A 17161-nucleotide genomic window follows, 5' to 3' on the forward strand; every position below is an offset into this window, starting at 1 on the left:
CACGGATTTAGGGCCTTTTACCGCAGTGTCTGCAAAACATATGGCTGTTATGCTCATTTAACTGCGTTTTAATGGCCTTATTAGCTTCTAGCTTACTCAAGCCTAACTTATGACGTAGCTCTTCTAGGTGTATTTGTTGAGTGTCATTAAGTGTGCCCCCTTGAATTGACTCGTGCACAGCGTCTTCAAAAAACTGACGGCGTTTACGTATCTGTTCTGAAAAACTAGATGCCAATAACCCTGTAGGTATTGCAACCATTCCCATGCTCAGTAGTGTGATAACACCGCCGAAAAACTTACCCAATGGCGTTATAGGTACTACATCGCCATAACCAACGGTCGTCAGCGTTGCCATTGCCCACCACATTGCCGCAGGAATAGAGCCAAATTTATCGGGTTGAATATCGTGCTCAATTAAATAAATTCCGCATGAAGCTAAAATAAGCACGACGGCCATAATAAAAAATGCCGCTAGGAGTGAGCTACCTTCATCCATAAATGCTTGTAACAATAACTGCATTGCACGGGAGTAACGAGTGAGTTTAAATACTCTTAATAACCTAAGTACGCGTAAAAAACGTAAATCGAGCGGGAATAAAAACATCATTAAGCTAGGTAAAATCGCAATTAAATCAATAAGTGCCAGTGGCGATAAAAAATATTTTAATCTGCGTTTACTGTTTGAGCCTTCCATTGCTACATATTGTGTTTTATCTATACAGGCCCAAAGTCTGGCTAAGTATTCAACAGCAAAAATAGCGACAGAGACAATTTCTAAAACTAAAAATTCGTCATAATATTTAAGCGCCACACTGGGAATAGACTCAATAACAATGGCTATAACGTTAGCCATAATTAAGCTAATAAGCATAATATCCAAAATATGCCCAGCACGGTGATACTCTCCTGTGCCTTCAAATAGGCAAGCCATTTTTTGTCTAAAAGTTTGCGGATTATTCATTATTTAAGTTTAAGCACCATATTAATACTGCCTTCTTCAAAGTCGCGACTAATTTTAAACCCCAGCTTTCTGGCAAGCTCAATCATACCTGTGTTTTCTGGCAGAGTAATACCTTCAACCGACTCTACACCTTGGCGTTTGCAGTGGTTAATTGCTGCGCTCATTAGTATGCGACCAAGCCCTAAACCTTGGCAGTCTGATCGCACTACAATGGCAAACTCAGCATGTAAGTTATCGGGGTCCATAATAACGCGAGACACACCCAGTGTTCGGGTTTTACCTTCAAAGCGTTGGCAAACAATAAACGCCATTTCACGGTCGTAATCAATTTGCGTCATTTTAGCGAGTTGATCGTGGTTAAACTGTGGAAGCTCGCCAAAAAAGCGTTTATATCTGTCTTCTTTGTTAAGTGACTCGTCAAATACTTTATGAGCTTGTTCATCTTCTGGTTTTATCGGTCTGAGCGTAGCTTGAGTGTTGTTTTTAAGCGTTACCACTTCAACAAGTTCAATAGGGTAGGGACGAATAGATAAGCGCTTACGATTGCTCTGAGCTTGATAGCGGTTAAGTGTCATAGTGGCATCGAGCACTAAAAACTGCCCATTGCTGGCAAGTATAGGATTTAGTTCCATTGAGCTTATATCGGGTTGATCAATAACTAACTGAGAAATACGCGTTAGCAGTGCACATAAACGATACTTATCAACTTTTTCGGGGAGTATGCGCTCCTTTAATACGCCTTTATCGTGCGCTGCGGCAATTAAATATTTTGCTAAGTTCATATTCAGTGGAGGCAGAGCAACGGCGGCTTGTGCATATTCAAGCCCGGTACCTGCTTCACCCAATAATATAACCGGGCCAAAGTTAGGCTCTGTTTTAATCGCAATTCTCAGCTCATTTGCGCCTGCTCGCGGCGCCATTTTTTGTAATGAAAACCCTTCAATAACAGCATCCGGATACGTATTTTTAATACGGATAAGCATTGCAAAAGCAGTTTGTTCAACCTCGTTGGCGTCGTTTAAATTAAGCACCACCCCACCTACTTCAGACTTTGAGGCAATACTTGGACTAATCAGTTTTAATGCGACTGGAAAACCAAGCTCTATGGCTTGCTCTTTGGCTTCTGTTGGGGTGTAAGCGACCTCAGTTTGAATGCATTTAATACCATAGTGGTTCAATACTTGGCTTGCTTGATGAGTAGGTAAGTAGCTTTGTCCATCATCTAAAAACTCATTAATAAGGGTTCTAGCTGCCACCTTATTTATTTTAGCGTCATCAGTGTTCGACTCGGGTGTTTGCGTTAAATGCTTTTGGTTACGACGATACGTTACCAAGTGCATAAACGCGCCTACAGCACCCTCTGGTGTTCTATAAGTGGGTATTGCGTTGTTTGAGCACACTTTTCTGGCGGCGTAAGATGCGTCCTCACCCATAAAGTTAGTTATAACGTAAGGGCGCGCCATTTTAGGTAATGTTTGTAAGGTTTCTACAATAATGTTGGCGTAGTCTTCGCTGGGCGCAAGCGCTGAGGGAGTATGGATAATCAGTAAGTTTTTAACTTCTTTTGCGTGCAGTAAAATTTCTAATGCTTGCTTATAACGCGCAGGTGCTGAGTCGCCAAAAATATCCACAGGGTTTGAGGTGGTTTCTGATTGCGGAATGACTTTATTTAGCGCATTTCGGGTTTCAATGCTTAGTTCTGCTAATTTACCGGAGCTTTGAATTAGCTCATCAACAGCCATAACACCCGGGCCGCCACCATTAGTTAAAATTGTCAGTTGTTCTACTTTTAATAATTTGGGGTGCATGGCGAGTGTTTGTGTCGCTGCAAATAGCTCTCGTAAATCATTTACACGCAGCATACCCGCTCGTTGAAATAACGCATCGTAAACAGCGTCAGAGCTTTGCTTTCCACCGGTGTGAATTTCGGCTGCAAGTGCGCCGGCAGTTGTTTTACCTGTTTTAATCGCAATTACAGGTTTACTAAAGGCCGCGGCTCTTGCTGCTGATATAAAGCCACGAATATCTTCAATGTTATCTATGTAGAGTAAAATAGCTTTTGTTTTAGCATCACGACCTAAAAAGTCGAGTAGCTCATTGAAGTTTATATCAAGGCAATCGCCTACTGATACAAAATATGAAAAGCCAATTTCTTTGTTTTTAGCCCAATCTAAAATGGTTGAACATACTGCTGCTGATTGCGATACAAATGCTATTTTACCTGGGCTTGCCACGGTATGTGAAAAGCTCGCATTTAACCCAATATGAGGGATCAGCAAGCCTAAACAGTTGGGTCCAAGCAAAGTAACTTGCTTGGCTTGAGCGCATGCTTTAAGCGCGCTTTTTTGCTCCCCAGACAGCCCATCGGCAATAACAATAGCTGTTTTACAGCCAAGCTCTCCAAGCTGCTCAATAATATCAATTAAGGTGTTTTTGTTAGTACAAATAACAGCAAGGTCAGGTACTTTTGGTAAGTCAGCAATAGAAGGGTAAGCAAGTACGCCATGTACTGCGCTATGGCTTGGAGTAACAGGCATTATCGGCCCTTTAAAGCCACCTTGAAGTAAGTTGCGCATAACCACAAAACCAGCCCGAGTTGATATGTTAGAGGCGCCAATAACGGCCACTGAGCTTGGGTTAAAAAATTGGGTTATACGCTTAAGGCTCATGGTTTTTCCTAGGCTGATTAAATTTTGCGTTATTTATAGTTTCAATGTACCCTGTTTACTGTGTTATTTCGAGCGTCTCGATGCTTATTATTGATATCAATCAAGGAGATTATTGTGAATAAAAACCCCGGTTTTTACATTGTTATAGCGGCTATTTGTTTAAGTATAGGCTTAATTAGCTTAGGGTTTATTTTAAAAAGTACCGCTTTGAGTGTGAAAGGGATGGAACGTACTGTGCAGGTTAAGGGATTGGCCGAGCGAGAAGTAATAGCCGATACGGTAATTTGGCCTCTGCAATTTAGTGATGCCGACAATAACCTTGAAAAATTAGTAAGCCGAGTTGAGAAAAAAAATGATGCGGTAACTGCTTTTTTAAAACTCCATGGTTTTGACAACGATGAAATAACAATAGGTAGCCAGTCAGTTATTGATAAGCAAGCACGTGAATACAGTAATGAAAATCAACAATTTAGATACATAGTGCGCTCAAATATTATTGTTTATTCTGCTGCGCCAGATAAAGTGCAAAACGCGCTGAGTAAAGTAAGCCAGCTTGCTAAACAAGATATCGCAATAGTGCAAGATAGCTACGAAACAAAAGTTGAATACATCTTTACTGGCCTCAATGATGTAAAGCCTGCGATGGTGCAAGAAGCAACTGAAAAAGCGCGTGAAGTCGCTAATAAATTTGCTAAAGACTCTAATTCAAAATTAGGCAAAATAAAAACAGCTCGCCAAGGGCAATTTAGTATCAGTAATCGAGATTCAAACACACCGCAAATAAAAAATATAAGAGTGGTAACCAGTGTTGAATATTACTTAAATGACTAGGGCCTGTTGACCTTTCAGAATTAAAATTTGTTCAATTTAGGTGCGATTTAATCGCGGCGTGAGGTTTGTAACCTAGCGGGCTAAGTAAAAACCGAGCTAAGCTTCCGCGTCCTGCTCACGCCCCTTACCTACATCCATGTCATAGGTAAGATCTTAAGAAATTGAGTTGAAGCTCAATTCATGATCAAATGGTTGTTACCACACAAACCACAGAATCAAGAAAAGAGCTTCAAATGAATGCTAACATTTTTATTAATAAGTTAAAAAGTATCCTAAGTGAAAAAAAACTGAACCGACTTGGTAAACAAGTAGCATTTACTAAAAGAGAAAGAAATATTACCGCATTTCATATGGTTGTTAGTCTTGTTGCTGCGCTTGGGGATAAAAAAACGATCTATTTATCCGAAATATTAAGAGTTTATAACCAGCTAACAGGGCAGTCTATTAAGTATAAGCCTTTTCATAACCAGTTAGTTAAACCTGAACTAGCTGAACTAATGCGAGAGGTAACAAATAGAGTTTTTAATTGTTGGATAAATGATGCGCTTAAGTACACTAAAAAAGATTTGTTCAAGTTTGAGAATATTTTAATTCAGGACGGTAGCTCTATTATGCTTCATCGTTCTTTAAAAGATGTTTTTCCTGGGCGATTTTCAAATACGTGTCCAGCAGCCATTGAATTGCATGCTACTTTAAATTTAACGCAAGGTTGCTTTGAAAAAGCAGGTATAACACCAGACAGTTACTCTGAACGTGAAGAACTTCCAACATTTAAAGAGTTGAAAGGACAGTTGTTACTTGCTGATAGAGGATATTATTCAGGTAGTTATATTCATGAATTAGATAAAGCAGGAGGATTTTACGTATTAAGAGCGAAGGGATTAAAAGCAGTCAGAGTACATAATGCTTTTAAGCAAAATGGACAGGAATTAACAGGAAGTCATTCCCCAAAGTTATGTGAATTGCTTCCCGAATTACCTAAAAATGATCTTATTGATATGAATGTTAGCATAAAAAACAAGCTAACAAGAGTCGTTGGGTATTGGTCAAAAAAAGAAAAACAATATACATTTTTAGTCACTAATTTATCTATTGATGAATTTACAGCGACTGAAATAGGCAAATTATATAGGTTACGCTGGCAGGTTGAATTACTTTTTAAGGAGTGTAAGTCTTATAATAATTTACGCGGCTTTCAAACATCAAACGCAACCTTACAAGAGGCGCTAATTTATGTAAGTTTAATAGTAACCACGCTTAAAAGATTTTTAACTGGCTGTATTGAAAAGATATTTAAAACTGAAATGTCTACAATGACAGTAGCAAAAACAACGGGTGTTTGGTGGATTGCCATATTAACAGCGATTATTAGGAAGCATAGGAAAGGATTGTTAAATGCAGTTAATGGAGCATTTGACTTTCTGAGGAAAAATGCAGCTAGGGCACACCCCAAACGCGATCGAAAAACAGGAGTATTTCAGTATGGGGTAGAGCCAAATTTTTAAGGCTGTACTTAATGTTTTTCTTAAGTACCTACCTATGACATCCATGTAGGCAACAAAGAGTAAATTGCCCCTAGGCAGAACCCTTCGGCAGCGCATGTTTGGCATTTATTCCACGTTACCGCCTATTTATGGGAAATAACCACACTGCATAGGCTCTGCCTTGCCTAAATACCAAACATACTGCTGCAAATTTAACCTCGAAAGATAAACAGGCCCTAGGAAATAATATGTCAGAGTCTAAATATGGCCAGTTTGTACTGGCGCCCCGTTCGTATTTTTTCACTGCTATAGCGAGCGTAGTATTTGCGTTTATAGGCTTTAGTTATAATGCATTGCGGATGGAGGCAAGTGAAGATAACAACAATACACGCATTGCTAGCTTTCAAATCTTACAAGAACTAGCCGAGCTTGAGCTTATTGTATTTGCGGCACATTACGATAATAACAAAATAGATGGCAGCCCCAGAAAAGGCTGGGTTAAAGTTAACTTAATTCATGACTTAAGCTACTTAGCCGTTGATAAAGTACATTTAAAAACAAAAGACTTACAAAAGGTCTGGCAAACAAATTGGCCAAATATGGTTGATCACCAAAGTGCTGCACAATCTATTACACATGCCATAGACAGTGTGCGTACAGAAGTTGTGAGTGAATTAAAGCGCCTTGATTAAGTGAGCAACTTGCGCCGTTGAGCGTTGCAAGTAAGCGGCGCTCAGTAAAATTGTGGTCTCGTTAACTTTTTGCTCTTTTATTACGTTGGCAAGCTGCTGTTTAGCGTTAGGATTTTGTTTTTGCTCTATTTCCATTAATGCTAACAAAGCTGAAAATTCATGCTTTACCGGTGTGCTAGGTTTATTTGCATAGGCTATGTAGCAGGCAACCGGTGTTAAGCCATGAGAGTTGGGCTGCGCCAGCGCTTTAGCTAACTCATCATTTGATTCAAACAACATCAAAGAGCGCACATAGTTAAATGGCAGCTTTGTCGCATCGGCATGCTTAAACACATTGTGCAGTACGTTATTTCCTTGTGTATCTTGTACTAAAAAGCCTTTATTGAGTTTGAGCGCTGGGGTAAAAAAGCTCAATGCGTCAATATTAGTGAGTTGATTAATAAATGGAGAAGGTGCTGTATTAGTACTTAATATACGGATTGCTATGTTTTGCATAAAGTCATACTTAACACTCAACCGTTGGGCGCTGTCATATAAATGGTTAAGCTGCAAAGTTTGCTGAGCAGGGCTTAACTGCTTAAAGTCGTTATCGAGCTCATTTAACTGTTGCTTTGAAATACGCGCATTAAGTAGTTGTATGCTTAAATCCATTATTATTTCCAAAAATCTTTTTTACTACTATAAAACAAAAAAGGCCGCAAATGCGACCTTTCATATTTAAAGCAATTGTTTAAATTGGTTTTAAGCTTTTTTGCTTGCTACCCATTCATTAACAAAGTTCTCTAGTACATTTAGTGGTACAGGACCATTTTTAAGTACTACGTCGTGGAACTGGCGAATATCAAACTTATCACCCAGTTGCTTTTTAGCGTCTTCACGAAGCTCTAAAATCTTAAGCATACCCACTTTATAAGCCGTTGCTTGTGAAGGCATTACAATGTGACGCTCAACCATTTTAACACCGTCAGATGTTGCATTAGGCGTGTTATTTACGTAGTAATCAATACCTTCTTGACGAGTCCACTTCATCGCGTGAATACCCGTATCAACCACTAGACGACATGCGCGCCATAGCTCCATTGAAAGACGACCAAAATCTGAGTAAGGGTCTGAGTACATGCCCATTTCTTTAGGAATGAACTCTGAGTATAAACCCCAACCTTCAATATATGCTGTGTAACCACCAAATTTACGGAACTTAGGAACGCCTTCTAGCTCTTGCGAAATAGCGATTTGCATGTGGTGACCCGGAATACCTTCGTGGTAAGCAAGTGCTTCCATTTGATATGTTGGCATAGCTTCCATGTCATAGAGGTTCGCGTAGTAAATACCTGGGCGTGAACCATCTGGAGCTGGCTGTTGGTAAAATGCTTTGCCCGCTGCTTTTTCACGGAATGCTTCAACTGCTTTTACTTTTAAATCAGCTTTTGGTTTAACAATGAATAACTCATCTAAGCGTGTTTTCATTGTATCAATAAGTCCAGTGGCTTCATCAAGGTAGCGTTGCTTACCTTGTGCATCATTAGGGTAGTAAAATTGTTTGTCAGTTTTCATAAACTGCATAAACGCTTTTAAGTCGCCTTTAAAGCCTACTTTATCTTTAATTTCACGCATTTCATCATGAATACGTGTCACTTCAGATAAACCAATTGCATGAATTTCTTTAGCCGTTAAATCTGTTGTTGTAGTGCGCTTAAGTGCGTTGTTATAAAACGCTTCGCCATCTGGTAATTTCCATGCGCCATCGCGATCATCAGCACGTTTCTCAAGCTGCGCTAGGTAATTAATTAGCTTAGAGTAAGATGGTTTAACAGCCGATTCTAATGCATCTGATGCATCGCTGATTAACGAGTCTTTTTCGCCTTGGCCAATTTCAAGCGCTGTTACTTTTCGTTTAAAGTCAGCAAGCAATGTAGAATCATCGCCTTTTTCAAACGGTGCACCGTGAATAATGTTTTTGCTTGAATCAATAACATGCGGGAATACAAATTTAGGGGCTATGATGCCTTTTTCTGCACGTACAGTTAAATCAACGATAAGCTGATCAATAACACCAGTTACACCATTTAGGCGTGAAATGTAGTCTTTAGCTTCTTTTACATTACTAATTGAGTGCTGATTAATTAAAAACGCAGGGATCATAGAATGCGTACCAAACATTTGGTTCACAGGGTAATTATGGTAGCGCCATTTAAAGTCAGCAATTGAGCTTTCAAGATCCTGTTTTTTTAAGTCGTAGCTAACTTTTGTTGCATCATCTAATAAATCACGATTAATTGCTTTTAATGTAACTAAGTCTGCTTTTGTTTGTGCTAAATCTTTAAGCTTTCTTTCTTCGCTGCCATCGTCCCATTTATCGTAATCTTGCTTAATCCCCATGTATGTTTGATATACAGGGCTGCTCATTACATCGCGGTTAAATGTATCTTCAAAAAATGCATTGGCTTTGTCTATTTCACTTTGTTGTGATTGAACTGCTTGTGCAATAGGGGCTGAAGTAGATTGTTGTGTTGTTTGCTGGCAACCAGCAAGTAGTGCAACGCTTACTGCGGCCGCAATAAAAGTGAGTTTACGCATTGTTTTCCCTTTTGTTGTTAGAAACCCATTAGGGTGATTTATATTTATTAGTTTTATATTGTTGTGCAGTGCCTTAGCGCTACACAAACAATTCTAGCAGGTCATTTAAAAAGCGATGACCTTTTAAGGTTACCTGCCAATGGCTGTCTGTTTGAGTCAATAAACCTTTATTTATTGCTTGGTTTAATGCACTTTGCTGACTTTGCAGCGGCAGTGTTGTTAGTTTATTAAAATCATTAATTGGGCAAGACTCAACAAGGCGAAAGCGATTCATAAAAAATTCAAACGCTAAATCGTCTTGCTCTACATGCCAGCTTTTATACATATACGGTTTAATTAAATCCATATAGCCGCGAGGATGTTTAACCTTTTCGGTACGCGTTATAAGCCCTGTATTTGCATCAGTAACCTTACCATGTGCGCCGCAACCAATACCGAGATAATCGCCAAAACGCCAATAATTTAAGTTATGTTGGCATTGATAGCCCGGTTTTGCATAGCCCGATATTTCGTATTGCACGTAACCTGCTTGCGCGAGTAACTCAACCCCTTGTTCTTGAATGTCCCACAGTGTTTCATCTTGTGGCAAGGTAGGGGGCTTTGAAGCAAACTGAGTATTGGGTTCAATAGTTAGTTGATACCAAGATATATGCGGTGGATCGAGCGCTATTATTTGTTTTAAATCACTCAGAGCATCATCAAGGGTTTGCCCAGGTAAGCCATGCATTAAATCAAGATTAAAGCTATTTAAACCGGCTTCTTTAGCTTGTTGCGCAGCATAGTTTGCCTCGTCGCTGCCATGAATCCGACCAAGTGCTTTTAACTTGTCGTTTTGCATGCTTTGCACACCGATAGAAATACGGTTAATGCCTGCTTTTACGTAATCTTTAAAGCGACCTGTTTCTACTGTACCAGGGTTGGCTTCAAGGGTAATTTCGCAGTGTTCTTCAAGCCCAATTAGGTTGTCGACTTCATTTAATAATCGGGTATAAGCTGCACCAGTTAATAGGCTTGGCGTGCCGCCACCAATAAAAATGCTGTGAATTTTACGTCCTTGCACTAAGTGCAAATCTGCTTTTAAGTCATCAATTAAGTGTTGAACATATTCAGCTTCAGGTATTTCACCTTTTTGTCCGTGGCTATTAAAATCGCAGTACGGGCATTTTTGCACGCACCAAGGCACGTGCACATATAAGCTCAGTGGTGGAAGGTTCACAGGCCGCCTTTTTGCTGTAGTTCTAGTAATAATTTTTGCAGCGCTTGTCCGCGATGACTCACTGCATTTTTTTGCTCTTTTGTAAGCTCAGCACTCGTACAATTTTTCTCTGCTACAAAAAACACAGGATCGTAACCAAATCCACCGTTGCCATTTTGAGTGAGCGTAATTTCGCCCTCCCAACTAGCACTACAAATAAGCGGAGTAGGGTCGTCTGCGTGGCGCATTAACACCAGTACACACCAAAAGCGTGCACTGCGAATAGGGTTATCACCTAAATCAACGAGTAACTTATCGATGTTATCTTGATCGCTAGCACCTGTGCCTGCAAAGCGGGCTGAATACACACCGGGCGCACCATTTAAGCCATCAACTTCCAAACCTGAGTCATCGGCAATAGCTGGCATGCCGGTAATTTTAGCGGCATGGCGCGCTTTAATAATGGCATTTTCAACAAAGGTAGTGCCGGTTTCGGCAACTTCACCTACGTTAAAATCGCTCTGTGGAACTACATTAATATTCAAAGAGCTTAGCATGTTAGCGAGCTCTTTTACTTTGCCAGGATTACCTGTAGCAAGTACTAAAGTTTTGGTCATGTTATTAATCTACGTAAAATTTTTGCTGAAACTGTAATTTTTGAAATTGATTATTTTGCTGTATTTCAATTTCAAAGCGTAAAATCTCTTCGTTGGTGTAATCAACTTGGGCAAGGTAATAAATTGACTCACCTTCTTTTACTTCTTTAAAAGTAAGCGTTTGTTTGTTGCCAAGTAGGTTTTTAGCTGTGCCTGTAAGCTTTGCCGTTTGTGCTGTTTTATCGGCATCATTTTTTAATATAGAAATGTTTACAACCCCTTTGTAGCCACTGCGCTCAAGGTTGTATGCTTTTGCTATTTTTGGCTGAATAAAAGTAGAAGGAAAGGCGATGTAATGGACTTGCCAAGGGCCAAGCTCCTTGTATTGTGCGCCCTGCATTTCTTCGCTTTGCGCGTTAAATGCAAATGCTAAACAAGCAATAAAACAAAACTTAATTAAACGGTTCATTATTAACTCCTAGAAACATATAAAAAAGAGGCCTTTGGGCCTCTAATTAAAAAATCCATATTAGACTAAAAAATCCATAAGCAGCATTTGCAAAAACTGAATACCAATAATAAGCACTAAAACTGATAAATCTAAGCCACCCATTGATGGCAATATTTTACGAATTGGTTTTAGCATTGGTTCAGTAAGCTGGTGGAAAACCGCTTCTATAGGGTTATAGCCTTGGCTAACCCAACTTAAAATAGCGCGAATAATAAGTACCCAAAATACTAAATTAAGGCCTTCTTTTAGTACCGTTATAAGTGCTTGAATAAGCACAGGCTGTATTGCCCACGCATTATATATAACAAGCATTAAAGTACTAATTTTGGCTACAGCCACTATAAATGCCAGCAACAGAGATGCTAGATCAAGTCCGCCAAACCCCGGAATGATTTTACGCAGTGGTTTTACCGCAAACGACGTGGCTTTAACCACAAACTGGCTCATTGGATTGTAAAAGTCGGCTTTTGCCCACTGCAGCCAAAAGCGCAGTAATACCACCATTAAAAACAAATCAAACAGGGTACTGATTAAAAATTGCATGGCATTCATAGTGTAACCTTCAATAAAAAGTGGTTTTAAAGTTCTTTTTCCATTTGCTCTGCACGCGCAATACACGCATCCATTGCATCGCCAACGGTTTTAGTTAAGCCTTCATCTTTTAAGTGCTCAACAGCTGCGTGAGTAGTGCCGCCTTTAGATGTTACGTTTGAACGTAGTTGCGAAATACTAATATCAGGCTGGCTAAGTGCCATTTCGGCAGCGCCAAGGGCTGTTTGTTGTACCAGGCGACGAGCGTCTTCATCGTTAAAGCCCAGCGCTTTAGCTTTTTCTTCTATGGCTTCCATAAATAAGAAAAAGTAAGCAGGTGATGAGCCGGTTACAGCAATAATATCGTTAATTTGTGACTCTTTTTCCACCCATACAACAATGCCTGTACATTCAAAAACTTGTTGTACAAATTCGTGTTCGCTTGGTGTTTCGCCCGCACCATATAAACCTGATACTCCGCGACCTAATAAAGATGGCGTGTTTGGCATGCAACGTACCATTTTAACGTCTTGGCCTAGCATTTCACGCAAACGTTTTACAGTTAAGCCCGCAGCAACAGAAATAAACAGTTTATCGCTAAAGTCTACGCCTGACTCTTGAAACGATTTACATAAATCGCCCATCATTTGTGGTTTAACAGACAAAACAATTACATCAGCATCGCGCAGGGCTTCGTTATTGTCACTGGTGGTTTGCACCTTGAAATCAAATGCTACCTTTTCAAGCTTTTCTTGGTTGCGGTTAGTCGCAATTATGTTACTTGCGTTAAAGCCGTTTTTTACCATGCCACCAATAATGGCGTAGCTCATATTACCTGTGCCTATAAATGCGATTTTTTTATCTGACATAAATCTGTTATCACCTTTTAAGTTCGTGTTCCAAAAATGTCTGTGCCGATCCTTACCATGGTTGAGCCTGCGCTAATGGCAGCTTCAACATCGTTACTCATACCCATCGACAAAGTATCTACTTGAGGATATTGGGTCTTTAGTTTATCAAAGCAAGTTTGTAATTGCTCAAAAGATTGAATTTGCGTATCCAGTTTGTCGCTTTTAGCGGGAATTGCCATTAAACCTCGAAGTGTTAAGTGCTCACATTGGTTAATATAATCGGCAAGTTCATCTATTTCATCACGGCGGCAACCTGACTTTGCTTCCTCATTACTTATATTTACTTGAATAAGTATATTAAGAGGTGGTTTATCGTCTGGGCGCTGGGAATCTAATCGCTTTGCTATTTTTATGCGATCAACACTTTGCACCCAATCAAAGTTAGCAGCTACTAGTGCACTTTTATTTGATTGAATAGGGCCAATGAAATGCCAAATGATGTCGCTATATGACTGTAGTTGAGCTATTTTATCTATAGCCTCTTGAACATAAGATTCACCAAATTCGCGCTGACCATGCTCATAAGCTGCAATAATATCTTCGCTTGGTTTAGTTTTAGACACTGCTAGTAGAGTAACTTCGTTAGTGTTTCGCTGTGTGTTTTTTGCCGCGTCTGCAATTCTAGCGTAGGCGGATGTGAGTCGTTCTGCTATTATAACCATATATTTATCAGTTAGTTGTGGAGTCATAAATGGATATTACCGAATTATTAGCGTTTAGTGTGCAACACAAAGCATCCGATTTACATTTATCGTCGGGTGTTTCACCTATGATACGCGTAGACGGTGATGTTCGCCGCATTAATATACCAGCCCTTGCAGACAAAGACGTAAACAGTCTGGTTTACGATATTATGAACGATAATCAACGCAAGGACTACGAACAAAACCTCGAAGTGGATTTTTCGTTTGAAGTGCCTAATTTAGCACGTTTTCGTGTGAATGCGTTTAACTCTAATCGCGGGCCTGCTGCGGTATTTCGTACCATACCAAGTGAAGTGTTAACGCTTGATGATTTAGGTGCGCCAGATATTTTTAAAACAATCTCTGATACCCCACGTGGGCTCGTGTTAGTAACAGGGCCAACGGGTTCTGGTAAATCAACAACACTTGCCGCTATGGTCGATTATATAAATCAAAATAAACATCACCATATTCTAACAATAGAAGATCCAATCGAGTTTGTTCACGATAATAAATTAAGTTTAATTAACCAACGTGAAGTTCACCGCGATACACATAGCTTTTCAAACGCGCTACGTAGTGCATTGCGTGAAGACCCTGATGTAATACTTGTGGGTGAGTTACGAGATTTAGAAACAATTCGTCTTGCAATGACTGCTGCCGAAACGGGTCACTTAGTGTTTGGCACGCTACATACAACATCTGCACCAAAAACTATTGACCGTATTATTGATGTATTCCCAGGTGAAGAAAAAGCTATGGTGCGCTCAATGTTATCTGAATCTTTACGTGCGGTAATTTCACAAACGCTGCTTAAAAAAATTGGTGGTGGGCGAGTTGCAGCACACGAAATTATGATTGCAGTTCCTGCTATTCGTAACTTAATTCGTGAAGATAAAATTGCACAAATGTATTCGTCTATTCAAACCGGTGCGTCTGTGGGCATGCAAACAATGGATCAGTGTTTAACTAATTTAGTTAATCACGGTATTGTTACAAATACGGCAGCGAAAGAAAAAGCACAAGACAAAACACAATTTGGTGGGTAAGAAACTATTATGGCTTTATCTTTAAACGACTTTTTACTCATCATGATTGAGAAAAAAGGTTCTGACTTATTTGTATCGAGTCAGCTACCTGTAAGTGCAAAAATAAACGGCGAGCTAACAGCCCTCAGTGACGATAGGCTTACAGATGAGCAATCGCTTGAGTTAGTTGAATCTGCAATGAGCGAAAAGCAAAAAGCAGAGTTTCATACAACGAAAGAATGTAACTTTGCGATTGCTACCGACGAAGGGCGTTTTCGTATTTCTGCTTTTTGGCAGCGCGATAGAGCGGGTATGGTTATTCGCCGTATTGTGACGCAAATTCCTGATGTAAGTGATTTAGGTCTGCCATCTACGCTGACAGATGTAATTATGTCTAAACGCGGTCTTGTCTTGTTTGTAGGTGGTACAGGTACGGGTAAGTCGACCTCACTAGCTGCACTTATTGGTTATCGAAACCGTAACCAACGAGGTCATATACTGACCATTGAAGATCCGATTGAGTTTGTTCATGAGCATCGTAAAAGTATTATTACTCAGCGCGAAGTAGGGCTTGATACAGAAAGCTTTGAGTCGGCACTTAAAAGCTCATTACGCCAAGCTCCAGATGTTATTTTGATTGGTGAAATTCGCTCGCAAGAAACCATGGAATACGCCCTAAGCTTTGCTGAAACCGGGCACCTGTGTGTTGCAACACTGCATGCTAATAATGCGAACCAAGCGATTGACCGTATTATGCATTTAGTTCCAAAAGAAAAACACGATAAGCTTAAGTACGACTTAGCACTTAACTTACGTGCAATTGTAGCTCAGCAATTAGTACCGACTGCTGATGGTGAAAGCCGTGTTGCAGCTATTGAAATATTGCTTAACTCACCAATGGTTGCTGAACTGATTAAAAACGGTGATATTGGCGGAATTAAAGAGGCAATGGCTAAGTCGAAAGAAATGGGCATGCAAACCTTTGACCAAGCGTTATTTGAGTTGTATAAGCAGCAACGAATCAACTACGCCGATGCACTTCATCATGCTGATTCGCCAAATGATTTACGCTTGATGATTAAACTGCGTAATAACGAACAACAAGGCGCAGGCTTTTTACAGGGTGTTACTATTGATGGCCTTGATGATAAAAATAGGGATCAATAATTTAAAAGTAATCAATAAAAAAGCGCCAATTGGCGCTTTTTTTATTTGTATAAAGGGTTGTTTATACCAACCTGCATAAATCTTTGATCAATTTAACGAATAAAATTGCACTATAACGTCGTTAAAAATTTTTTATTTAGAACAACTAGATATAAAAACTTTTGCCTAGTTCTAGCGTAATTTTCTTAACGTTAAATAGACCCCATATATAAGCAGATTGGTATTATATAGCAGGCTTATTCACCGTAACTAGATTCAAAAAAGCTTTCTAAAATAATAACCGCAGACATATTATCTACGTTACCTTTGCCTAAGTTTTTATAGCCGCCACTTTCAAAAAGTCGCGCTTTAGCGTCCGCTGTTGTTAACCGCTCATCCTGTGTTTGCACAGGAATGCCATAATGATTATGCAATCTGTTGGCAAACTTTTTTGCTTTAAAGGTAACCTCTTGTGATGTTCCATCCATATTTAGTGGTAAACCAACAACCATTAAGTCAGGCTGCCACTCGGCTACTTGTACGGCGATATGGTCCCAATTAGGAATACCATCTTGTGCTTTTACAGCCTTAAGGCTAGACGCGCTGCCGGTTAGCTCTTGCCCAATAGCAATACCAATGCTTTTGGTGCCAAAGTCAAAGCCCATTACAGTGCGTTCGCCTTGCGGCTTAAGCGATTTTTTTGTCATGTGTATCTTGTTTAAGTTTGCTAAGGTTAAGTTACTATTATGCGTGACCAGCTTCAGGGCTAAGTTGGCTAATATCAAAGCCCAACATTGAAACTGCTTTTTCCCATCGTTTTTCAACGGGGGTATCAAAAATGATCTTCGGATCGGCTTCTATGATCAACCAGCTGTTATCAAGTAACTCTTGTTCGAGTTGTCCTTGCTCCCATCCTGAATAACCAAGTGTAATAATAAATTGATCAGGTGCTTGTGCAGTGGTTAAGTTTGCTAAAACGTCTTTTGAGGTAGTGATCATAATATCGCTACTGAGTTTTTGACTTGCTGAATAACCCGATTGGGGAGAGTGCAGTACAAAACCACGGTCAGTTTTAACGGGTCCACCTGCAAACACAGTTACTTTTGCTGCGTTTTGAGTTTTGTCGTTATCAATTTCTATTTTATCTAAAAGTTCGCCAACAGTAACATCAATAGGTTGGTTTATTACCAAGCCCATAGCCCCATCTTCGTTGTGCTCACAAATATAGGTAACAGCACGTTTAAAAAAAGGGTCTTGCATCGACGGCATCGCGATTAAAAAATGATTTTCTAATGACTGCATAGATTTCACCCTTTTTAGTTAATGAACTTTGAGTATGGCACATA

The 17161-nt window shown here is 39.7% G+C and carries 17 protein-coding genes; 5 read left to right on the forward strand and 12 right to left on the reverse strand.

Features of this window, described 5'->3' with window-relative positions:
* Window positions 1–7: 7 nt before the first annotated feature.
* Both ABX891_RS04275 and ABX891_RS04280 read right to left on the reverse strand, forming a co-directional pair.
* Entirely contained in the window at window positions 8–961 is a 954-nt protein-coding gene (locus tag ABX891_RS04275) for an ion transporter (RefSeq protein WP_354628967.1), read from the reverse strand.
* Window positions 961–3630, reverse strand: coding sequence for a bifunctional acetate--CoA ligase family protein/GNAT family N-acetyltransferase (locus tag ABX891_RS04280; RefSeq protein WP_354628968.1), 2670 nt, complete (start codon window positions 3628–3630; stop codon window positions 961–963). The genes ABX891_RS04275 and ABX891_RS04280 overlap by 1 nt, the downstream gene beginning before the upstream one ends.
* Window positions 3631–3744: 114 nt before the next feature.
* Here ABX891_RS04280 and ABX891_RS04285 point away from each other — a divergent pair, with 114 nt between their 5' ends.
* From ABX891_RS04285 to ABX891_RS04295, 3 genes are all read left to right on the forward strand, one after another.
* The gene (locus ABX891_RS04285) at window positions 3745–4461 is read left to right on the forward strand and encodes an SIMPL domain-containing protein (RefSeq protein ID WP_165744511.1); all 717 of its coding nucleotides are present in this window, start codon (window positions 3745–3747) and stop codon (window positions 4459–4461) included.
* 233 nt (window positions 4462–4694) lie between these two features.
* Window positions 4695–5966 (forward strand): IS4 family transposase, encoded by a 1272-nt coding sequence (locus ABX891_RS04290; RefSeq protein WP_309167444.1) that lies wholly within the window; start codon window positions 4695–4697, stop codon window positions 5964–5966.
* 227 nt (window positions 5967–6193) lie between these two features.
* Complete coding sequence (locus tag ABX891_RS04295) at window positions 6194–6637, forward strand: hypothetical protein (protein WP_197099098.1); 444 nt, start codon at window positions 6194–6196, stop codon at window positions 6635–6637.
* On the opposite strand, the gene ABX891_RS04300 is transcribed toward ABX891_RS04295, so the two are convergent.
* From ABX891_RS04300 to ABX891_RS04335, 8 genes are all read right to left on the reverse strand, one after another.
* Window positions 6620–7288 (reverse strand): hypothetical protein, encoded by a 669-nt coding sequence (locus ABX891_RS04300; RefSeq protein ID WP_197099097.1) that lies wholly within the window; start codon window positions 7286–7288, stop codon window positions 6620–6622. The genes ABX891_RS04295 and ABX891_RS04300 overlap by 18 nt on opposite strands.
* Before the next feature lie 90 nt (window positions 7289–7378).
* Window positions 7379–9214 carry a DUF885 domain-containing protein gene (locus tag ABX891_RS04305; RefSeq protein ID WP_354628969.1) on the reverse strand — a complete coding sequence of 612 codons (1836 nt, stop codon included), beginning with the start codon at window positions 9212–9214 and terminating at the stop codon, window positions 7379–7381.
* A 79-nt stretch (window positions 9215–9293) separates the two neighbouring features.
* Complete coding sequence (gene hemW / locus ABX891_RS04310) at window positions 9294–10430, reverse strand: radical SAM family heme chaperone HemW (RefSeq protein ID WP_309167652.1); 1137 nt, start codon at window positions 10428–10430, stop codon at window positions 9294–9296.
* Window positions 10427–11026 carry an XTP/dITP diphosphatase gene (locus ABX891_RS04315; RefSeq protein ID WP_354628970.1) on the reverse strand — a complete coding sequence of 200 codons (600 nt, stop codon included), beginning with the start codon at window positions 11024–11026 and terminating at the stop codon, window positions 10427–10429. Before ABX891_RS04315 ends, hemW begins: the two co-directional genes overlap by 4 nt.
* A 4-nt stretch (window positions 11027–11030) precedes the next feature.
* Entirely contained in the window at window positions 11031–11474 is a 444-nt protein-coding gene (locus tag ABX891_RS04320; RefSeq protein ID WP_165723835.1) for a DUF4426 domain-containing protein, read from the reverse strand.
* Window positions 11475–11534: 60 nt separating this feature from the next.
* Entirely contained in the window at window positions 11535–12068 is a 534-nt protein-coding gene (locus tag ABX891_RS04325) for a YggT family protein (protein ID WP_002962568.1), read from the reverse strand.
* A 26-nt stretch (window positions 12069–12094) separates the two neighbouring features.
* On the reverse strand, window positions 12095–12916 hold the full coding sequence (gene proC / locus ABX891_RS04330) for a pyrroline-5-carboxylate reductase (RefSeq protein ID WP_039488316.1): 822 nt from the start codon (window positions 12914–12916) through the stop codon (window positions 12095–12097).
* A 17-nt stretch (window positions 12917–12933) separates the two neighbouring features.
* The gene (locus ABX891_RS04335) at window positions 12934–13647 is read right to left on the reverse strand and encodes a YggS family pyridoxal phosphate-dependent enzyme (RefSeq protein WP_354628971.1); all 714 of its coding nucleotides are present in this window, start codon (window positions 13645–13647) and stop codon (window positions 12934–12936) included.
* A 2-nt stretch (window positions 13648–13649) separates the two neighbouring features.
* Here ABX891_RS04335 and ABX891_RS04340 point away from each other — a divergent pair, with 2 nt between their 5' ends.
* Together ABX891_RS04340 and ABX891_RS04345 are read left to right on the forward strand one after the other, a co-directional pair.
* The gene (locus ABX891_RS04340) at window positions 13650–14690 is read left to right on the forward strand and encodes a type IV pilus twitching motility protein PilT (RefSeq protein WP_024596218.1); all 1041 of its coding nucleotides are present in this window, start codon (window positions 13650–13652) and stop codon (window positions 14688–14690) included.
* A gap of 9 nt (window positions 14691–14699) precedes the next feature.
* A complete protein-coding gene (locus tag ABX891_RS04345) occupies window positions 14700–15836 on the forward strand; it encodes a PilT/PilU family type 4a pilus ATPase (RefSeq protein ID WP_354628972.1) in 1137 nt (378 codons plus the stop codon).
* A gap of 236 nt (window positions 15837–16072) precedes the next feature.
* Here ABX891_RS04345 and ruvX read toward each other — a convergent pair whose 3' ends face one another.
* Both ruvX and ABX891_RS04355 read right to left on the reverse strand, forming a co-directional pair.
* Window positions 16073–16522, reverse strand: coding sequence for a Holliday junction resolvase RuvX (gene ruvX / locus ABX891_RS04350; protein ID WP_002961947.1), 450 nt, complete (start codon window positions 16520–16522; stop codon window positions 16073–16075).
* A gap of 37 nt (window positions 16523–16559) precedes the next feature.
* Window positions 16560–17117, reverse strand: a complete 558-nt coding sequence (locus ABX891_RS04355) for a YqgE/AlgH family protein (protein WP_149593913.1) — start codon at window positions 17115–17117, stop codon at window positions 16560–16562.
* Between the last annotated feature and the right edge of the window lie 44 nt (window positions 17118–17161).

This window comes from Pseudoalteromonas sp. NCIMB 1079 (assembly GCF_040567695.1).
GTDB lineage: Bacteria > Pseudomonadota > Gammaproteobacteria > Enterobacterales > Alteromonadaceae > Pseudoalteromonas > Pseudoalteromonas distincta.